General features: G+C 25.8%; 24 protein-coding genes and 1 tRNA gene. 15 read left to right on the top strand and 10 right to left on the bottom strand.

Translation table 11 applies throughout. The features are described 5' to 3' along the window. The first annotated feature begins 5 nt into the window (after positions 1-5). From N3D74_01005 to N3D74_00965, 9 genes are all read left to right on the top strand, one after another. Entirely contained in the window at positions 6-1,721 is a 1,716-nt protein-coding gene (locus N3D74_01005) for an ATPase, T2SS/T4P/T4SS family (GenBank protein ID MCX8094758.1), read from the top strand. After that, entirely contained in the window at positions 1,718-2,803 is a 1,086-nt protein-coding gene (locus N3D74_01000) for a type IV pilus twitching motility protein PilT (protein MCX8094757.1), read from the top strand. The genes N3D74_01005 and N3D74_01000 overlap by 4 nt, the downstream gene beginning before the upstream one ends. Next, a complete protein-coding gene (locus N3D74_00995) occupies positions 2,784-4,001 on the top strand; it encodes a type II secretion system F family protein (GenBank protein ID MCX8094756.1) in 1,218 nt (405 codons plus the stop codon). Before N3D74_01000 ends, N3D74_00995 begins: the two co-directional genes overlap by 20 nt. 6 nt (positions 4,002-4,007) lie before the next feature. Continuing rightward, positions 4,008-4,781 carry a hypothetical protein gene (locus N3D74_00990; protein MCX8094755.1) on the top strand — a complete coding sequence of 258 codons (774 nt, stop codon included), beginning with the start codon at positions 4,008-4,010 and terminating at the stop codon, positions 4,779-4,781. Positions 4,782-4,870: 89 nt separating this feature from the next. Next, on the top strand, positions 4,871-5,278 hold the full coding sequence (gene nikR, locus N3D74_00985) for a nickel-responsive transcriptional regulator NikR (protein MCX8094754.1): 408 nt from the start codon (positions 4,871-4,873) through the stop codon (positions 5,276-5,278). A gap of 8 nt (positions 5,279-5,286) precedes the next feature. After that, positions 5,287-5,916 (top strand): energy-coupling factor ABC transporter permease, encoded by a 630-nt coding sequence (locus N3D74_00980; GenBank protein ID MCX8094753.1) that lies wholly within the window; start codon positions 5,287-5,289, stop codon positions 5,914-5,916. Positions 5,917-5,918: 2 nt separating this feature from the next. After that, entirely contained in the window at positions 5,919-6,194 is a 276-nt protein-coding gene (locus N3D74_00975; protein MCX8094752.1) for a PDGLE domain-containing protein, read from the top strand. Next, a complete protein-coding gene (locus N3D74_00970; protein MCX8094751.1) occupies positions 6,191-6,904 on the top strand; it encodes an energy-coupling factor transporter transmembrane protein EcfT in 714 nt (237 codons plus the stop codon). The genes N3D74_00975 and N3D74_00970 overlap by 4 nt, the downstream gene beginning before the upstream one ends. Then, positions 6,901-7,605: an energy-coupling factor ABC transporter ATP-binding protein gene (locus N3D74_00965; protein MCX8094750.1), complete on the top strand. Its 705-nt coding sequence runs from the start codon at positions 6,901-6,903 to the stop codon at positions 7,603-7,605. Before N3D74_00970 ends, N3D74_00965 begins: the two co-directional genes overlap by 4 nt. Before the next feature lie 3 nt (positions 7,606-7,608). On the opposite strand, the gene N3D74_00960 is transcribed toward N3D74_00965, so the two are convergent. Continuing rightward, positions 7,609-7,929: a YbjQ family protein gene (locus tag N3D74_00960; GenBank protein MCX8094749.1), complete on the bottom strand. Its 321-nt coding sequence runs from the start codon at positions 7,927-7,929 to the stop codon at positions 7,609-7,611. A 10-nt stretch (positions 7,930-7,939) separates the two neighbouring features. After that, positions 7,940-8,155: a hypothetical protein gene (locus N3D74_00955; protein MCX8094748.1), complete on the bottom strand. Its 216-nt coding sequence runs from the start codon at positions 8,153-8,155 to the stop codon at positions 7,940-7,942. 59 nt (positions 8,156-8,214) lie between these two features. On the opposite strand from N3D74_00955, the gene N3D74_00950 reads away from it, so the two are divergent. Continuing rightward, positions 8,215-8,760: a DUF6512 family protein gene (locus N3D74_00950; GenBank protein ID MCX8094747.1), complete on the top strand. Its 546-nt coding sequence runs from the start codon at positions 8,215-8,217 to the stop codon at positions 8,758-8,760. Here N3D74_00950 and N3D74_00945 read toward each other — a convergent pair. From N3D74_00945 to N3D74_00930, 4 genes are all read right to left on the bottom strand, one after another. Then, entirely contained in the window at positions 8,757-8,957 is a 201-nt protein-coding gene (locus tag N3D74_00945) for a copper amine oxidase N-terminal domain-containing protein (protein MCX8094746.1), read from the bottom strand. The genes N3D74_00950 and N3D74_00945 overlap by 4 nt on opposite strands. A gap of 11 nt (positions 8,958-8,968) precedes the next feature. Further along, positions 8,969-9,136 carry a hypothetical protein gene (locus tag N3D74_00940; protein MCX8094745.1) on the bottom strand — a complete coding sequence of 56 codons (168 nt, stop codon included), beginning with the start codon at positions 9,134-9,136 and terminating at the stop codon, positions 8,969-8,971. Between the two features lie 231 nt (positions 9,137-9,367). Continuing rightward, the gene (locus N3D74_00935) at positions 9,368-9,544 is read right to left on the bottom strand and encodes a hypothetical protein (GenBank protein MCX8094744.1); all 177 of its coding nucleotides are present in this window, start codon (positions 9,542-9,544) and stop codon (positions 9,368-9,370) included. 128 nt (positions 9,545-9,672) lie between these two features. Then, positions 9,673-10,350, bottom strand: a complete 678-nt coding sequence (locus N3D74_00930) for a peroxiredoxin (GenBank protein MCX8094743.1) — start codon at positions 10,348-10,350, stop codon at positions 9,673-9,675. Between the two features lie 80 nt (positions 10,351-10,430). Between N3D74_00930 and N3D74_00925 the strand changes: the two genes are divergently transcribed. The 3 genes from N3D74_00925 to N3D74_00915 are packed head-to-tail and all read left to right on the top strand — an operon-like array spanning position 10,431 to position 13,280. Then, positions 10,431-11,300, top strand: a complete 870-nt coding sequence (locus N3D74_00925) for a UTP--glucose-1-phosphate uridylyltransferase (protein ID MCX8094742.1) — start codon at positions 10,431-10,433, stop codon at positions 11,298-11,300. 41 nt (positions 11,301-11,341) lie between these two features. Continuing rightward, complete coding sequence (locus N3D74_00920) at positions 11,342-12,367, top strand: cobalamin-dependent protein (protein MCX8094741.1); 1,026 nt, start codon at positions 11,342-11,344, stop codon at positions 12,365-12,367. Between the two features lies 1 nt (position 12,368). After that, positions 12,369-13,280, top strand: a complete 912-nt coding sequence (locus N3D74_00915; protein MCX8094740.1) for a GGDEF domain-containing protein — start codon at positions 12,369-12,371, stop codon at positions 13,278-13,280. On the opposite strand, the gene ppcA is transcribed toward N3D74_00915, so the two are convergent. From ppcA to N3D74_00900, 3 genes are all read right to left on the bottom strand, one after another. Then, entirely contained in the window at positions 13,277-14,716 is a 1,440-nt protein-coding gene (gene ppcA / locus N3D74_00910) for a phosphoenolpyruvate carboxylase (GenBank protein MCX8094739.1), read from the bottom strand. The two genes, N3D74_00915 and ppcA, sit on opposite strands and share 4 nt — an antisense overlap. A 71-nt stretch (positions 14,717-14,787) precedes the next feature. Continuing rightward, a complete protein-coding gene (locus tag N3D74_00905; protein MCX8094738.1) occupies positions 14,788-15,120 on the bottom strand; it encodes a hypothetical protein in 333 nt (110 codons plus the stop codon). Between the two features lie 54 nt (positions 15,121-15,174). Then, positions 15,175-15,846, bottom strand: coding sequence for a M48 family metallopeptidase (locus N3D74_00900; protein MCX8094737.1), 672 nt, complete (start codon positions 15,844-15,846; stop codon positions 15,175-15,177). A 42-nt stretch (positions 15,847-15,888) separates the two neighbouring features. Between N3D74_00900 and N3D74_00895 the strand changes: the two genes are divergently transcribed. Both N3D74_00895 and N3D74_00890 read left to right on the top strand, forming a co-directional pair. Beyond that, positions 15,889-16,380 (top strand): MGMT family protein, encoded by a 492-nt coding sequence (locus N3D74_00895; GenBank protein ID MCX8094736.1) that lies wholly within the window; start codon positions 15,889-15,891, stop codon positions 16,378-16,380. A 248-nt stretch (positions 16,381-16,628) separates the two neighbouring features. Further along, positions 16,629-16,778, top strand: coding sequence for a hypothetical protein (locus tag N3D74_00890; GenBank protein ID MCX8094735.1), 150 nt, complete (start codon positions 16,629-16,631; stop codon positions 16,776-16,778). A 209-nt stretch (positions 16,779-16,987) separates the two neighbouring features. Here N3D74_00890 and N3D74_00885 read toward each other — a convergent pair. Beyond that, positions 16,988-17,062: transfer RNA gene (locus tag N3D74_00885), tRNA-Asn, on the bottom strand. Positions 17,063-17,186: the final 124 nt, after the last annotated feature.

The raw sequence follows: 17,186 nt of genomic DNA, 5'->3' as shown, positions 1-17,186 counted from the left end.
AGTTTATGGATAAATATTCACAAATTGGAAATAATTTAATAACAGACGGAATTGTAACTGAAGAACAACTTAAAGTAGCTCTAGATGAAAGTAAAAAGAGTGGTGAACCTCTTCTTGACACATTAAAAAAATTAAAATATATAAATGAAGAAACATATGCAAATCTTTTAGCGAGACAGTGGGGTTTTCCATATATAGATCTTTCAACAGTTGAGATTGATAAAGAAATAGTTCGTATAATATCTGAAGAAGTTGCAAGAAGATATAAAGCAATTCCTTTTGGAAAATCAAGAGATGATAAAATTATGGTTGCAATTGCTGATCCAACAGATATTGTCGCAATAGATTATCTAAGAAATTTTATACCAAATATTAAAATTTTTGTTGCATCCTATGAATCAATTTTAAGAAATATAGAGAAATATTATGCTATGGAAACAACTGTTAAAGAGGCTGTTAAAGAAATGACTGGTAGTACTCCAATTGAAGTAGAAAAAGAAGAAGTAAAAGATGTTGAATTATCTATAGATGAAGCAAAAAGTTTAGCAGAAACAGCACCTATAATTAGACTTATGAACCAAATTATTACAGAAGCAATTACATCAAATGCTTCAGATATTCATATTGAACCCCAAAAAAGGTTTTTAAGAATAAGATATAGAATTGACGGAGTTTTAAGAGATGCAATGAATCTTCCAAAAAATATTCAACCAGGTTTAATTTCAAGAGCAAAAATTATGGCAAATCTAGATATAGCAGAGAGAAGAAGACCTCAAGATGGAAGAATAAATTTAAAATTTAGAGGAAGAGAAGTAGATTTAAGAGTATCTGTACTTCCAGGAATTTTTGGAGAAAAAGTTGTTTTAAGAATACTTGATAAAGAGAGGTCTTTAATTCCACTAGAACAACTTGGGTTTTCAGAAACAAGTCTTGAAATTTTTAAAACTCTAATAAAACAACCATACGGAATGATATTAATAACAGGTCCAACTGGTTCTGGTAAATCTACAACACTATATGCAATTTTAAGAATATTAAACACACCTGAGGTAAATATATTGACAGTTGAAGATCCAGTTGAATACCAACTTGATGGTATAACTCAAGTACAGGTTAATCCGAAAATCAATTTGACATTTGCAAATGCTTTAAGATCCTTTTTAAGACAAGACCCAGATATTATTCTTGTTGGTGAGATAAGAGATAGAGAAACAGCACAAATTGCAATGGAAGCAGCATTGACTGGTCACCTAGTTTTTTCAACACTTCATACAAATGATTCTTTCTCTGCACCAACAAGATTAATTGATATGGGAATTGAACCATATCTTATAGCATCATCTTTAATTGGAGTTACAGCACAAAGATTGGTTAGAAAGATATGCAATGAATGCAAAGAAGAGTATAAACCTAATAAATTTATTTTGAAACAAATTGGATTAGAAGATTATGATGGAGTGTTTTATAAAGGTAAAGGTTGTATTACCTGTGGGAATAGTGGATATAAAGGAAGAATTGCAGTTCAAGAAGTTTTAAAGATAGATGATACAATAAGAGAAATGGTTCTTCAAAGAAGATCATCAACTGAAATTAAAGAGTATGCAATAAAAAATGGAACTATATCTTTGCTTCAAGATGCAATAGATAAAGCAAAAAAAGGTATAACAACAGTTGAGGAAGTTATTAGAGTTATTTCAACTGTTGAGGTGCTTGAAGGATGATTTATAAATTAGATGATTTGCTTAAGATTTGTAAAGAAAAAAATGCTTCTGATTTGCATTTAACAGCAGGTTTACCACCTGTTTTTAGAATTAAAAAAAATTTATTACCGTTAAAAGGTGATCCACTCACACCTGAAGAGATAGAAGAATTAATTTATCCAATAATGAATGATGAACAAAAAAGAATATTTAAAGAAAACTGGGAAATCGACTTTTCTTTTGGTGTTGCTCATGTTGGAAGATTTAGGGTAAATGTTTTTAGACAAAGACAAACTGTTGCAGCTGCATTTAGAGTAATACCTTGGGATATCCCAACTTTTGAAGAACTCGGTCTTCCACCTATTATGAATAAAATTGTTGAATTAGAAAAAGGTTTTGTTTTAGTAACTGGAGCAACTGGTGCTGGAAAATCCACAACTCTTGCTTCAGTGATAGACAGAATAAATGCAACTAAAAGTGTTCATATTATAACAATAGAAGACCCAATTGAATATCTTTTCAGACACAAAAAAAGTATTGTAGTTCAAAGAGAACTCGGCTCTGACACTAAATCTTTTCCTAATGCATTAAAGAGCGTTTTAAGAGAAGATCCTGATGTTATTCTTGTTGGTGAGATGAGAGACCTCGAAACAATTTCTGCTGCAATTACCGCAGCAGAAACAGGTCATCTTGTTTTTGCAACTCTTCACACAAATACTGCGGCACAATCTATAGATAGAATAATAGATGTCTTCCCACCACACCAGCAACAACAAATAAGAATACAACTTTCAAATAACTTATCAGCAATTTTTTCACAACAACTACTTCCAAGAAGAGATGGTGGAGGCTTAGTTCTTGCAACTGAAGTATTAATAGTAACACCTGCTGTTAGAAATCTTATTAGAGAAAACAAAACATATCAAATTAATACTATTATTCAAACTTCAAGAGATCTTGGTATGCAAACAATGAATCAATCATTAAAAGATTTATATGATAGAGGTTTAATTACTTATGAAGATGCAATAAAATATTCTTATGATAGGGATGAATTAATTAAAATTATAGGAAGAGAGAGTTATGGCAAAGTTCAAATATAAAGGAAGAGATAGTTATGGAAAAGTAGTTGAGGGGGTTTTAGAAGCACCTAATGCAGAAGACCTTGAAGCATCTCTTAAAAAAAGAGGTTTAATTCCAATTAAAATTGAAAAAAGTGAAGAGAGTGGAATTGCTGGAATACTATTTAAGTTTTTTGGCAAAAGGGGAGTTAGTATTAAAGACCTCCTCTTTTTCACTAGACAATTCACAACAATGCTTAAAGCAGGTCTTCCCTTGACAAGAATTCTTGATATTCTTTCATATCAATCGCCAACAAAAAAATTAAGAGAGGTTGCAAAAGAATTAAAGAGAAATGTTGAGTCAGGAATTCCTCTTTCTACAAGTTTAATGAATTATCCAACTATTTTTTCAAATCTTTATGTAAGTATGGTAAGAGCAGGAGAAGTCGGTGGAACTCTTGATAGATCTTTAGAGAGGATTACAGAATTTCTTGAAAATGATTATAGATTAAGACAAAAAATTAAAAGTGCAATGAGTTATCCTTTATTTGTGCTTTTATTTGCATTTACTCTTGGATTTTTTATGTTGACAATTTTTGTTCCAAGATTTGCTGGTTTTTTTGCAGATTTAAATGTCCCATTGCCTGCAATGACAGCTTTTACATTAAATCTTTCAAGAGCATTAACAAGATATTGGTGGGTTTTATTAATAGTTTTTGTAGTTGGATATTCTTTATATAATGTTTATAAATCAACACCTTTCGGAAGAGAAAGAGTTGATAGAGGAAAACTTAGAATGCCAGTTCTTGGTAAGGTGAATCATTTAACAATTATGGCTAGATTTGCAGGTACTCTATCTTCACTTCTTTCAGCAGGAGTTCCTCTTCTTCAAGCATTAGATACTGTTGCTTCAACTGTTGATAATGTAATTATTGAAAGAGAGATTACAAAAATTGAGGATAGAGTAAGAAGGGGTGAGACTTTATCAAAACCAATGGAAGACTCAGGTCTTTTTACTCCAATGGTTGTTCAAATGACAGCTGTTGGTGAAGAAACAGGAGAATTGGAGGGAATGCTTAAAAAAGTTTCCGAATTTTATGAAGAAGAAGTTGATAGAGCAGTTGGACAACTAACATCAATGATTGAGCCACTTTTAATAATTTTTGTTGGAGGAATTATAGGATTCATAGTAATTTCTTTATATCTTCCAATATTTTACATGGTTGGCCAGATTCAATAAGATTCATTGGAGGAAATAAAAATAAAAGATAAAGATTTCCTTGGCTCACAAGGTAAATTAATTGATATTTTAGAATATATTTTTTTAAAAGATGAAATTTTTGTAGATATAAATGAGATATCAAATCTTTTTAAACTAAGCAAATCTGGAAGTTATAGAATTTTAAGTGTTCTTTTAAAAAAAGGTTTTTTGGATCATAAAAAAGGAGATTCTAAATTTTATTTAAATAATAAAATTTTTGAACTTTCTAAAAAGATACTTTTCAAAGAATTAATTTATTTTCTTGGAGAAAAAATGGTTTCAGAATTAGGAGAAAAATTAAAAGAAGATGTATTTCTTTTCAAACTTGAAAATGGGGATTTAAAATTAGTTTATTCTAATTCAAAAAAGAGCAATTATCAATTTTTTCCAATACATTCAACTTCTTTTGGAAAAGTTATAGTCTCTTTTCTAAATAAAGAAGAAGCAATTAAATTACTTGAAAATTTAAATTTAGAAACATTTACAAATTTTACAAAAATTAACCTTAAAGATCTTTTTGAAGAATTTAAGAAAATAAAAAAAGAAGGCTTCTCAATTTCAATTGAAGAATTTGCTTATGGGTTTTTTGATATATCTGTTCCTATTTTCGATATAAATAAGAATTCGATTTATTCTCTTGGAACAATTATTTCTAAAACAAAACTCTCAGAATTTTATATAAAAGAGATAATAAAAAGTTTAAAAGAGACTAAAAGAAAAATAGAGAAAGACCTTTCATATTTTTATAAATTTCAATAATTAAATTTTAAACTTTAACTTGACAAAATATTTCTATTCATTTAATATTGTGTTATGAATTTTAAAAAATGTGTTACAAGGAGTAATTTATGGGAGAACTTGCTCGTTTTGGTGTATCTTTAGATAAGAATTTATTAAAAAAATTTGATGAATTTATAAAATTAGAAAATTATCCTAATCGCTCAAAAGCAATAAATGATATTATTTTAGAAAGTTTAACTAAAAGAGAATGGATTAATAGTAAGAGTGTATTTGGTTCAATTACTCTTTTTTACAATCACCATAAAAGAGATTTAACAAACAAATTAACTGACATTCAACATGAATATAATGATTTGATTATATCTAACTTACATGTCCATATTGATAAAGACAATTGTCTTGAAGTTATTGCTTTTAGAGGAGATTCAAAAAGAGTTGATGAATTAAGAAAATTTCTAAAAAATATAAAAGGTTTAAACTTCAATATTTCAATTGTGAGAATTGAGGAGGTATAAATATGCATATGCCAGATGGTTTTTTAGATGGAAAAACTGTTGGTGCATTTTCTGGACTCTCTGTAATTTTTCTATCTTACTCAATTAAAAAAATAAGAAAAGAATTAAATGATAAGACAGTTCCTTTAATGGGAGTTCTAGGTGCTTTTGTTTTTGCTGCACAAATGTTAAATTTCCCAATTTTAAATGGAACTTCGGGCCATTTTGTAGGAGGAGCATTGCTAGGTATTGTATTAGGTCCGTTTGCTGGTTTAATAACAATGAGTTCAATTCTCATAATTCAATCAATTCTTTTCGCAGATGGTGGAATACTTGCTCTTGGTGCAAATATATTTAATATGGGGATAATGGGAACTTTTCTTGGATATTATTTATATAGGTTCTTATTAAAGATTTTAAGAAATAATTTTATAATCTCATCATTTTTAACAGGGTTTTTAGTAGTTATATTTGGTGCAATAACATGCTCATTTCAACTTGCAATTTCTAATACAGTCCCAATAAATCTTGGCTTACCTGCTATGACTGGAATACATACTTTAATTGGAATTCCAGAAGGTGTTATTACTTCTCTTATTTTAAATTTTCTTTATAAAACTAAAAAAGATTTAATAAATCTTTATAATCATGGAGTTTAAAAATGAAAAAGTACATAATTTTTGGTTTATTAATTTCAATGCTTATTGTTTTGATTTCGCCTTTTGCATCTTCATTTCCTGATGGACTTGAAAAAGTTAGTGAAATTTTTAATTTTTCACATAAAGAAACTTCTATAATTAAATCTCCAATGCCAGATTATACATTTCCATTAACAAAGAATGAAATATTTTCTACTATTCTTGCTGGTATAATTGGTGCTTTAACAACTTTTGTTCTCCTTTATTTTGCAGGAAATCTTATTAAGAAAAGAAGTTGATTAAAAATCCATTATTAAAATTTTTATTTATAATTTCTTTTATATTTTCAATTATAACAACAAAAATTTTCGATCTTGATAAACTTTTAATACTTTCTTTCTTGTTATCTATTTTTATTTTTACTTATAAAATAGGTTTTAAAAATTATCTAAAAAAATTATTAACTTTAACACCATTTATTCTATCTTTTTCTATAATGTTAATATTTATTAAAAAAGAAACAATTTTAGAAATTAATTTTTTTAATTTTGTTTATTTTTATCTTCCTTTAAATATTTTAAATTTTATTTCAATATTTTCTAAATCAATTTTATCTATCGCTTTAGCAATTACTTTTATTGAAACAACAAATTTTACTCAATTAATATGTAGTTTAAAGTTTTTAAAATTACCAAAAGAATTACTAAATACTATACTTCTTATATATAGATATTTTTATGTTTTATTAGATGAGATAAAAAGAATGGAAATAGCAAGAGATATAAGATATTTTGGAGGATATTTTAAGAGACAAATAAAAGTTTATTCAAATATTATAGGAGTTTTATTATTAAGGTCAATTGAAAAAAGTGAGAAAGTTTATAATGCAATGAAATTAAGAGGATATAACGGAGATATAAGTTATATTATTGATTTAAAATACGAAAAAAAAGAGATAATTATTTTTATTATATTCATAATTATATTTTTAACATTTAAAGTTATATGAAAAAAGTAATTGAAGTTAAAGATTTGAATTTTTCTTATGAAGAAACTAATTTTAAATTAGAAGATATAAGTTTTGAAATTTATGAAAAGGAAATTGTTGGAATTATTGGACCTAATGGTTCTGGAAAGACAACTCTTATATTAAATCTTGTTGGAATATTAAAAGGTGAAGGAGTTATTAAAATTTTTGATATACCATTAAAAAAAGGTAATTTAAAAGAAATTAGAAAAAGAATGCAAGTTGTTTTTCAAAATCCTGATGATCAACTTTTTTCTCCAACTGTTTTTGATGATGTATCTTTTGGTCCTTTGAATCTTGGTTTAAAAGAAGATGAAGTAATAAAAAGAGTTGATGAGGCACTAAAACAAATAGATATGATTCAATATAAAAATTACTTCCCTCATCATTTAAGTTTTGGTGAAAAAAAGAAAATTTCTATAGCAACAGTTATTTCAATGAAACCAGAAATTGTTATATTTGATGAACCTACTCAAGGACTTGATCCTAAATCAAGAAGAGGAATTATTGAGATAATTAAAAAAATTGATGGAACAAAAATTATTGTATCTCATGACTTTGATATGGTAAAAGAATTATGTAATAAAATTATTCTATTAAATAATGGAAAGATATTAAAAATAGGAGAAACAGATAAAGTACTAAATGATAAAAATTTTTTAGAGGAAAATGGATTAATTTAAATTTTAAATATCTTCAAGCTTTACCGCAGTTCCATATGCAAGAAGTTCTGCTGCGCCTTGCATAACACTTGCAGTTACAAATCTTACATTAATTACTGCATCTGCCCCAATCTTTCTTGCTTCTTCTTCCATTCGATAAAGTGCTTGACTTCTTGCTTCTCTTAAAAGATCTGTATATTCAGATATTTCTCCTCCAACTAAATTTTTAAGTGCAGCAGTAAAATCTTTTGCAAAACTTTTTGCCCTAACAGTATTTCCAAGAACAATTCCTAAAACTTCTTTTACTTTTTTATTTGGTACATAATCACATGTAGTTAAAATCATAATAACCTCCTTAATATTTATCTATTCCCTCTTCTTTACCCTTCTTTAATCTTTCTATTATTAATGAAATAAGAATTATTACAAATCCTGTAAAAATTAAAATTATTGCTATTTCTAAAACAATAGGGAGAGTAAATTTAAATAAAAATGTTATTATTGAATAAACTATATAACCCACAAAAAGTGCTAAACCAACAATAAAAACATAAATTCCTAAATTTTTCATTTTATCACCTAATCATTATATTAGCATATTAATGATAAAATTTAATTAAAGGAGATTTTATGAGTGATAAAAAGTTTATATTTAAATGGCAATTATTTGCCTTTTTGTTTACAGTATTTTTAGGGTCCTTTTTGCATTTCTTGTTTGAATTATCTGGAAACTCAATAATTGTTGCATATTTTGCAGCAGTTAATGAGAGTACTTGGGAACATTTAAAACTTGCATTTTTCCCTGCTCTAATCTTTTCAATTATTGAATATCCTTTTGTTAAAAAACATGTAAAAAATTATTTTTTTGGAAAAGTAATAGGTTTTTATATAATGCCAATAACTATTATAGTTCTTTTTTATGGTTATAAAATTTTATTTAAAAGCAATTCATTAATTTGGGACATTTTTATATTTGTGCTTTCTGTTTTTCTTGGTGAATATGTTGCATACAAATTTTTAATTAAAAAAGAAAATTTAGGAAAAAATTATATAATAATTTCAATTATTCTATTTATAATTATCTTTTCTCTATTTTCAATTTTTACCTATTTCCCACTTAAAAATTTTCTATTTAAAGATCCAGTAACTGGTGGTTATGGAATAATTGAGCATTAGAAAAATTCATAAATAATAGTTACTGTTTTTGTTGTTGACTCCCACTCAACTTTACATCCAAGATTTTCAGCAACAAATCTTACTGGAAGCATTGTTCTTCCTTGAATAATCATTGGAACAACCTTTGGATTGTTTGGATCAATTGGAGTATTTATTCCATTTACTCTTGCTATTTTTTCTCCAATCCATAGTTCAATTGTGGTTAATTTTAAAGAAACTTTAAACTTTTAACAGGGCCAAAAGATTCTCCATTAACATAAACATCTTTAATTAAGAAACCACTATCAGGAATAATTATAAATTCAATAGAAGAACCAAATTCAACATTAATCTCTCCAGAAGGAGTAATTTTCCCACCTTCATTTGTTTTTATCAATTTTCACAAACTTTATATCTTGAGTTTCAATTCCCTTATTTATTTCAAAGAAATTTTCGCCACCATTTGTGCTTTTTAAAATACCACCATTTTCTGTTTATATATATAAAATTTTTGGTTTAATTCTATCTATTTCTATTGAATTTAGGTTATAATCAATTAATCCTTTATTTTCCCATGTTTTACCAGCGTCTATTGATTTAAAAAGTCCATAATTTGTTAGATAATAAATTATGTTGGATTTATAGGATCTATTTCAAAATAATTTATATAACCACCATATGTTTCATCAGTTATTTTTACCCAATAACCCTCTTGTGCATTTAAATTTTTATATTTAATTATTAAATTAAAGTTAAACAAAATTAAGTTTATTATTAAAAGCAAAAGAATTTTTTTATAACTCATTTTTAAAACCCTCCAAACTATTCAAAAATAGATTTTAATTATAATAAATTATATTAAAAAATTGCCCTGGTTAACCAGGGCAATAAATTTTGTTAATCAATAAAAGTTTTAAACCAATTTGATTAATTTTACTTTTCAAGTTTTTTATGACATAGCCACCAATCAATACATTCAAATTCACCCTTTTTTGCTCTCTCAAACCTTTCCATTGCTGTTTTTACATCCTTTGCTGGTGGAACTATTACATGATCTTTTCCAACAACTTCACTATCTGGCCACATAGCTGGCATTGCAACTCCATATTTATCAGAAACTTGCATTCCCTCAACTGCTCTTAGAATTTCATCAATGTTTCTTCCAAGTTCTTGAGGATAATAGAATATTATTCTTATTATTCCTTTATCATCGACAACAAAAACAGCTCTTACAGTATTTGTTCCTTTTCCAGGATGTATTAAACCAAGTTTATTTGCAACACTCCCTGTATCTGCAATAATCGGAAATTCAATTTGAATCCCCAATTTCTCTTTTATCCATTCTTCCCATTTAATATGAGAAAATACTTGATCAATAGATAAACCAATTAATTCACAATTTAATTTTTTAAACTTTTCATATCTTTTTTGGAACGCAACAAATTCTGTTGTACAAACTGGTGTAAAATCAGCTGGATGTGAAAATAGAACAAACCATTTACCCTTAAAATATTCTGGCAAAACAATCTCTCCATGTGTTGTTAAAACTTTCATTTCAGGGAACTTATCACCTAGTAAAGGCATTCCATTTTTTTCTTCACAACAACTCATATTTCACCTCCTAATTTGAAATTATACCAAATTGAAAATTATTTTCAAATAAATTTTATAAAATATATTAAAATAAAATTATGAAAATAAAAAAAGGCGTTTTACCTTTGGCTGGTTTAGGAACAAGACTACTTCCTATAACAAAATCACAACCAAAAGAAATGTTACCAATTTATGATAAACCCTCCCTACATCATGTTTTGATTGAAGCAAAAGAGAGTGGAATAGATAATTTTTTATTTATTATTGGAAAAGGGAAAGAATCAATTGAAGCATATTTTGATTATTCATATGAACTTGAGAAGAAACTCGAAAATGAAAACAAGATAGATTTAATAAAAAAACTTAAGGAAATATACGAAATAGGTAAAATTTACTATATAAGACAAAAAGAACCAAAAGGCCTTGCTGATGCAGTTTATTTAGCTAAAGATTTTGTCAACAATGAACCATTTGCCCTACTTCTTGCAGATGATATTTTTTTCTATAAAGAACCACCTCTTTTAAAATTAATAAAAGTGTTTGAAAAATTTAAAGGAATAATTATTGGAGTTAAAAGAGTAGATTATAATAAAGTTCAAAATTATGGAATAATTGAAGGCGATGAAATAGAAAAAGGTTTATTTAAAGCAAAAAATCTAATTGAAAAACCGAATAAAAAAGAAACATCTTCAAATTTAGCTATAATAGGAAGATATATTCTTTTACCAGAGATTTTTGAGGTTATACCAAGTTTAAAACCTGGCAAAAATAATGAATTACAATTAACAGATGCAATCAAAAATTTATTGGGAAATTTAGATATATATGGTTATGAAATAGATGATATACATTTTGATATTGGAAATAAAGTTGACTATTTAGTTTCAAATATTTACTTCTCTTTGATGGATGATGAAATAAAGGATGAATTAATAAATAAAATAAAAAATCTAATAAAGGGTATATAATTAAAGTGATTTAATTTAAATTTATTAAATTGGAGGGTGAAATGTTATTTAGTTTAAGAATTTATGAAGAGTTTCAAAAATTGAAAGATTTAGTATTATCAGAAACTAATGAGAAACTTAAAACTCTATTACCAGAAAATTTCAAAACCCAATATTTAGAAAATGTAACAAAAAGAGATTTAAATTACAATTATGATCATCTTGCTGTGTCAGTCTCTTATAATGACAGAACCATTTTTGTAAGATATTTAAATTGGTTGAAAATTTTATTTGATAATTACAATCTTAATTTTAAAGGCGTTTTAACTAGTTATGAAATTTTGTTAGATTATATTAAAAAATATTTTGAAAGAGATTTAGCATTAAAAACAGAAGAAATTTATAATACTTCTTTAAAAGAATATAATCAAATAAAAGAGGAGGAAGTAAAAACAAAACTTGAAGATTATTTTACCGATTTTCTAAATTATTCATTAAATATGGAAAAAGATAAAGCGTTTGAATTAATTAACAGTTTATTAAAAAAAGGAATAAATATTAAAGATATATATTTAGAGATATTTCAAAAAACCCTCTATAAAATAGGCGAACTATGGCAAAAAAATAAAATAACAGTTGCTCATGAACATTATGTAACAAATCTAATTCAATGGATAATATCAAGAATTTACAGAGAATTTTTAACCTTTGATCCCTATGCTCCTAAAATTGTTGTTATATGTAGTCAAAATGAACTTCACGAACTTGGAGCAAGAATGGTTGCTGATTTTTTAGAATTTGAAGGAATGGATACGATTTTTATAGGTTCAAATACACCTATAGATGCAATAATAGAGTTAATTAAAAATAAAGATTTTAAATATTTTGCACTATCGGCTACTTTAATGTTGAATTTACCTAATTTACAAAAACTAATTGAATTAATAAAAAATATAAAAGAAGATTCAAAAATTATTGTTGGCGGAAGAGGTGTTTTAAATTATTCAATTGCTAAAGGGATTGGTGCTGATGGTTTTGGTTCAGATGCTTCACAAGCAGTTGATGTGATTAAAAGTTTTTTAAATTAAAATGAATTGGATTATATGTTGTTTAGATGAAAATGGTAAAATATTAAAATCTTTTAGTAATTTAAATTTTAATTTAGAATCTGAAAATGTTTTTAATATACTTAACTTTCATGGAAAAGATTATAATAATATTTTAGAAAATTTTAATAAAGATAAATTTTTATCTCCTACAGAAGTATTTATAAAAATAGACCAAATTGAGTTTTTAGCCACTATATCAGGAGTTAAGATATACGATAAAATAATTATTTTTATTATAGAGAATAAAATCAATGAATTCTTCAATTCATATAATTATTTTCTTGGAGATCAAACAGATATAATTAGAGATTATTCAAAGGTCATTGCAAATCTAAAATTTGAGCAAGAGAGATTATTGAAAGAGAGTGCAGAATTATCAAATGAGATAGCAAGATTAAATAGAGAGTTATTAAAAAAGACAAAAGAATTAGAATTTTTATCATATCACGACCATTTAACAAATGCATATAATAGAAAGTACCTAGATGAGTTTGGAATATCAGATTACAAAAGAGCAGTAAGATATGATGAGGATTTAAGTGTTGTTTTTATTGATATAGATAATTTTAAACATATAAATGATAAGTATGGACACAATTTTGGAGATGAAGTTCTAAAAAATTTTGTAAAAATTGTAAAAAATTTAATAAGAAATGATATAGATAAGTTAATAAGATATGGTGGAGATGAGTTTTTGTTATTTTTAATAAATACAAATAAAGAACAAGGAGAAAATATTATAAAGAGAATTGAAGATATACTTAATAAAAATAATATTTATATTTCATACGGAATTGTTAATATAAAAAATTTTAAAGAATTAAATTTAAATGAAATAATAACTTTAGCAGAAGAATTAATGTATCAAATGAAAAATAATAAAAGACTTTAACCTAAAAACTTTCTAATTAATGCTGATTTTAAAATTAAATCTGAAATTACTTCATATTTATTTTTTTGAATTGCATCAATTATAAAATCAGTTATTTCTTTGTGTTCTTTATCAAATTCAAAATCAATTTCTAGTTCATCTAACTTTCTTAATATTTTATTAGGTATATATTTTGAATCAAAATTAATAAATTTTAATGAATCTTTTAAATCTAAATTAAAGTTTTTATAAAAATTTCTTATAAATTTAATATCGTCTTTAGTTAATGAGTTAATTCCCAATATTTCTGGAGGAAAGCCTATAGAATACATAGAACAAACAAATGGTATAGCCCTTGGAAGTTTAACACCAAATTTTTCTCTTGAGTATCCAAACAGTCCAATATGTAGTTTTCTTTTTCTTCTTTTTGGAACATATTTAGATATTAAATTTATAACTGGTGCTAACTCTATTAATTGTTTTTGATATTCATTTGAATAATTTTTTACAACTTCAAAAATCTTCTCTTCATCTATATTTTCTGGTTCAGAACAAATACTTGTTTTAATCTCATTTATTGCATCTCTTACTTTTTCTGGTGGATGGTCGTATTTAAAAGAAGATTGTATTGTAAATGTATAAACTCCTTTGTATTCATTTAAAACCTCTTTTACTCTATCAGGATTTAAGTTTCCTCTGAATGGAGAAGGTCCTGTTCCTAAAATTGGATAAATCTTTATATCAAGTTCTTTAGATAATTCAAATAACTTTTTTAAAGCTATTTTATTAATTAATACAGCGCTAATTAATCCATAATTTAAAGCTGGATCAGACCTTGCAAGAAATACTCTTTGATAATTTATTTTTTTATCTTTTAAATATTCTTTAAGAATTAAATGAGAATTTAACATTTGTTCAATGTCTTCAAATAGAGGAATTACATTAATTTCCTTAGGATTTATTTCTCCTATCCATTCACAAACTTTTATATCACCATCATAAAGACAATATTTTTCCTTACCAACAACAAAATTTTTATAATAATAATAAATTCTATTTAAACTCTCTGAATTAGAAGTCATAGGAAGAATAACTTCAAAAATAGGAGGTTCTTCAGAATTGTAAAATAATTTATTTGCGTCAAATGATCTTGGAATACTTTCAAGTGTTTCTATCAAAATTTTTGACTCAGCCTTTTCTATTTCTGGATTAGGAACTCTTAAAGTTATAAAAACATCTTTTCCTAAAATCTTTTCTTTAAAATAGTTTTCATATTTTGATAAAAGTTTTTTAACTACAAAATTATCAACTTCTTTTCCTTCTGAATCCCACATTTGTTCATCACATCCAAGATGTGAAAAAACATAATAGGCCTCTTTTATCTCATCTTCTCCACCCATTTCTGAATTTTCTGCAAAAAATGGTGGATTAACATTATCAGGATGTTGTGTGCTCATGCACCTCGGAATCTTCCTTATCATAATAAAATTAAATATATAAAAAGAAATATATTATGTCAACTTGAAATTTATTTAATTATTTCTATTTTTATTATTTCGATTGGTGTACCCCACATATAAATTGTCATTACATCATTCCTTATTTTCCCCTCAAATTTAACTCTTAGTCCATTTATTTTAAATTCTTGTGAAAGGTTAATAGGTAAATAATTTTTACCATTATCTCCAACTATTCCATAAAAACCACCCTCAAGGTCAATATATTTTATAGTACCTTTCATTATAATTTCTCCATTTTCAAAATCTCCCTGTTCAGCATTCCTAATTTTAAAATATAATGTTATTGAACCTATAACTAATATTGTTAAAATTAATGTTATAATTAAAAGCTTCTTACTCATACCTTACCTCCTCTATTTAACTAAACTTTAAATTTGATAAAAAGTTTCAAATGTCTATATTTTTAACCTATAACCATTTTCTTTTAGCCAATTTTCCATGTTTTTATAATCTGGTAAGATTTTTGAAACTTCTTCATAAAAAATTTTTTTATGGTTTCTATATTTTGTATGTACCAATTCATGAACAACAATATAATCAACTATTTCTAATGGAGCCATAATAATTCTATAAGAGAAATTTAGATTTCCTTTTGCACCACAGGAACCCCATCTTTTATTTGCACTTGTAATTTTTATTTTATTATATTTAAATCCATATTTATCTGCATAAAATTTTACTCTTTCATAAATTATCTCTTTTGCCCTTTGTTTATAAAATTTCATAAAAAGCTCTTTTGCCTTCAACTTTTTTGATATTTTTAGATAAAATCCATTATCAAATAAAAGTGAACTTCTTTGTTTTTCAACAAGTTTTAATTCATAAAAATTTCCTAAAAAAAGAAATTTTTCTTTATCTATAAATTTTTTCTCTTTATAATTATCTTCTCTTTCTTTAATTATTTTTAATTTCCTTTCAATCCAATTTTTATGTTTAAAAAGAAAATTTATTATCTCCTCACCTTTTGTTTTTAATGGAACTCTTAAAACAATTTCTTTTGTATCAAGAATTTCTATACAAAAGCTCTTTCTTTTGCTTTTAATTATTTTAATACTACTAAAATCCATAAAAAAATTATATTATTTAATTATAATTTTTTGGAGGTAAATATGACATATAAAAGAAAATCATGGAATGAAAAATTACATGAAAATAAAAAATTTCCAAAGATAATTTATTTTGAAGAGAGATTTCCATGTAGCAAAGCACTTAAAAAATTAGGTGCTAAACAAGGAGATTCTGTTGTTCTAGCGCCAGCAATTGATGTATATGAAATAATGAAAAAGGTTCCTGAAGGAAAATTAATTACTTTGAATAGAATATGTGAGATTCTTGCTAATAAATATAATACAAAATATTGTTGTACATTAACAACTGGTATATTTGTTGTTGTATCAGCAAATGCGTCAATTGAAACTCAAGATTATTTACCCTTTTGGAGAACTATAAAAAATGATGGAAGTTTAAATGAAAAATTTTTAATTGGCATTGATAAACAAATTGAACTTCTGAAACAAGAAGGACATGAAATAATTAAAAGGGGCAAAAAATATTTTATAAAGAATTTTGGAATCAAGATTAATATGATAAATATGATATAAATTATTAAGAAAAATAAGTTTAGTTAAGGAAAGTAAAGAGTATTTTGATAAAATAGACAAATATTGGGATATATTGCGAAAAGGTTTTTTTCTTAAACAGTTAGAGAAAAAGCAACTGCAGTTGCCAATATTGAACATGGGATATTAGCAGCAGATATTGGATCAGGGACAGGTTTATAACATAAATTTTTTCCAAAGAGGTTAAGAGAGTTCTTGCTTTTGATCAATCTGAAGCAATGATAAATGAAATGAAAAAGAAGTTTAAAAATTTTAATTCAATTGATTATCTTATTGCAACATCCGAAATATTACAAATAAAAGATGAAACTTTAGATTTTATTTTTGCTAACATGTATTTACTTCATGTAGAATCAATTTCAATAAGATTAAAGAAATAACAAGAGTTTTAAAGAGAGGAGGAAAAATATTAATTACTGATTTAGATGAACATCAATTTGAATTTTTATATTGATTGTTTAGGTGAAAATTGTTGTACAAAATCAGAACAAAATAATCAAGATGTAGAAATTAGTATATTCATTGCTACTGGAGATAAATAAATTATTAACAAATTATATACAAATATAATATTTGTATAAATAAAAACTGGCTCCTCGGGCAGGATTCGAACCTGCAACCTAGTGGTTAACAGCCACCCGCTCTACCGTTGAGCTATCGCGGAACCGTTTTCCCAAAGCTGACACGCTTGTCGCTGATTGAGGAGCAAGCCGGCCATAAAGATAGCATTACCGCCATAATTGTCAACGACCCTCACGGCCAGCTGCGCACGCGGCAAGTATCTCCAC

The sequence above is a fragment of the Caldisericia bacterium genome, assembly GCA_026414995.1.
GTDB lineage: Bacteria > Caldisericota > Caldisericia > B22-G15 > B22-G15 > JAAYUH01.
The sequence above is the reverse complement of the archived record's forward strand: the minus strand, read 5'-3'. Positions and strand labels throughout refer to the sequence as shown.

Excerpts from the sequence above, each read along its gene's own strand:
- N3D74_01005 (MCX8094758.1), top strand. The coding sequence starts at position 6 with ATGGATAAATATTCACAAATTGGAAATAATTTAATAACAGACGGAATT.
- nikR (MCX8094754.1), top strand. The coding sequence starts at position 4,871 with ATGGGAGAACTTGCTCGTTTTGGTGTATCTTTAGATAAGAATTTATTA.
- N3D74_00905 (MCX8094738.1), bottom strand. The coding sequence starts at position 15,120 with ATGAGTAAGAAGCTTTTAATTATAACATTAATTTTAACAATATTAGTT.
- N3D74_00930 (MCX8094743.1), bottom strand. The coding sequence starts at position 10,350 with ATGAGTTGTTGTGAAGAAAAAAATGGAATGCCTTTACTAGGTGATAAG.
- N3D74_00900 (MCX8094737.1), bottom strand. The coding sequence starts at position 15,846 with ATGGATTTTAGTAGTATTAAAATAATTAAAAGCAAAAGAAAGAGCTTT.
- ppcA (MCX8094739.1), bottom strand. The coding sequence starts at position 14,716 with ATGAGCACACAACATCCTGATAATGTTAATCCACCATTTTTTGCAGAA.
- N3D74_00980 (MCX8094753.1), top strand. The coding sequence starts at position 5,287 with ATGCCAGATGGTTTTTTAGATGGAAAAACTGTTGGTGCATTTTCTGGA.
- N3D74_00965 (MCX8094750.1), top strand. The coding sequence starts at position 6,901 with ATGAAAAAAGTAATTGAAGTTAAAGATTTGAATTTTTCTTATGAAGAA.
- N3D74_00950 (MCX8094747.1), top strand. The coding sequence starts at position 8,215 with ATGAGTGATAAAAAGTTTATATTTAAATGGCAATTATTTGCCTTTTTG.
- N3D74_01000 (MCX8094757.1), top strand. The coding sequence starts at position 1,718 with ATGATTTATAAATTAGATGATTTGCTTAAGATTTGTAAAGAAAAAAAT.
- N3D74_00915 (MCX8094740.1), top strand. The coding sequence starts at position 12,369 with ATGAATTGGATTATATGTTGTTTAGATGAAAATGGTAAAATATTAAAA.
- N3D74_00960 (MCX8094749.1), bottom strand. The coding sequence starts at position 7,929 with ATGATTTTAACTACATGTGATTATGTACCAAATAAAAAAGTAAAAGAA.
- N3D74_00925 (MCX8094742.1), top strand. The coding sequence starts at position 10,431 with ATGAAAATAAAAAAAGGCGTTTTACCTTTGGCTGGTTTAGGAACAAGA.
- N3D74_00975 (MCX8094752.1), top strand. The coding sequence starts at position 5,919 with ATGAAAAAGTACATAATTTTTGGTTTATTAATTTCAATGCTTATTGTT.
- N3D74_00890 (MCX8094735.1), top strand. The coding sequence starts at position 16,629 with ATGAAAAAGAAGTTTAAAAATTTTAATTCAATTGATTATCTTATTGCA.
- N3D74_00935 (MCX8094744.1), bottom strand. The coding sequence starts at position 9,544 with ATGAGTTATAAAAAAATTCTTTTGCTTTTAATAATAAACTTAATTTTG.
- N3D74_00955 (MCX8094748.1), bottom strand. The coding sequence starts at position 8,155 with ATGAAAAATTTAGGAATTTATGTTTTTATTGTTGGTTTAGCACTTTTT.
- N3D74_00995 (MCX8094756.1), top strand. The coding sequence starts at position 2,784 with ATGGCAAAGTTCAAATATAAAGGAAGAGATAGTTATGGAAAAGTAGTT.
- N3D74_00895 (MCX8094736.1), top strand. The coding sequence starts at position 15,889 with ATGACATATAAAAGAAAATCATGGAATGAAAAATTACATGAAAATAAA.
- N3D74_00920 (MCX8094741.1), top strand. The coding sequence starts at position 11,342 with ATGTTATTTAGTTTAAGAATTTATGAAGAGTTTCAAAAATTGAAAGAT.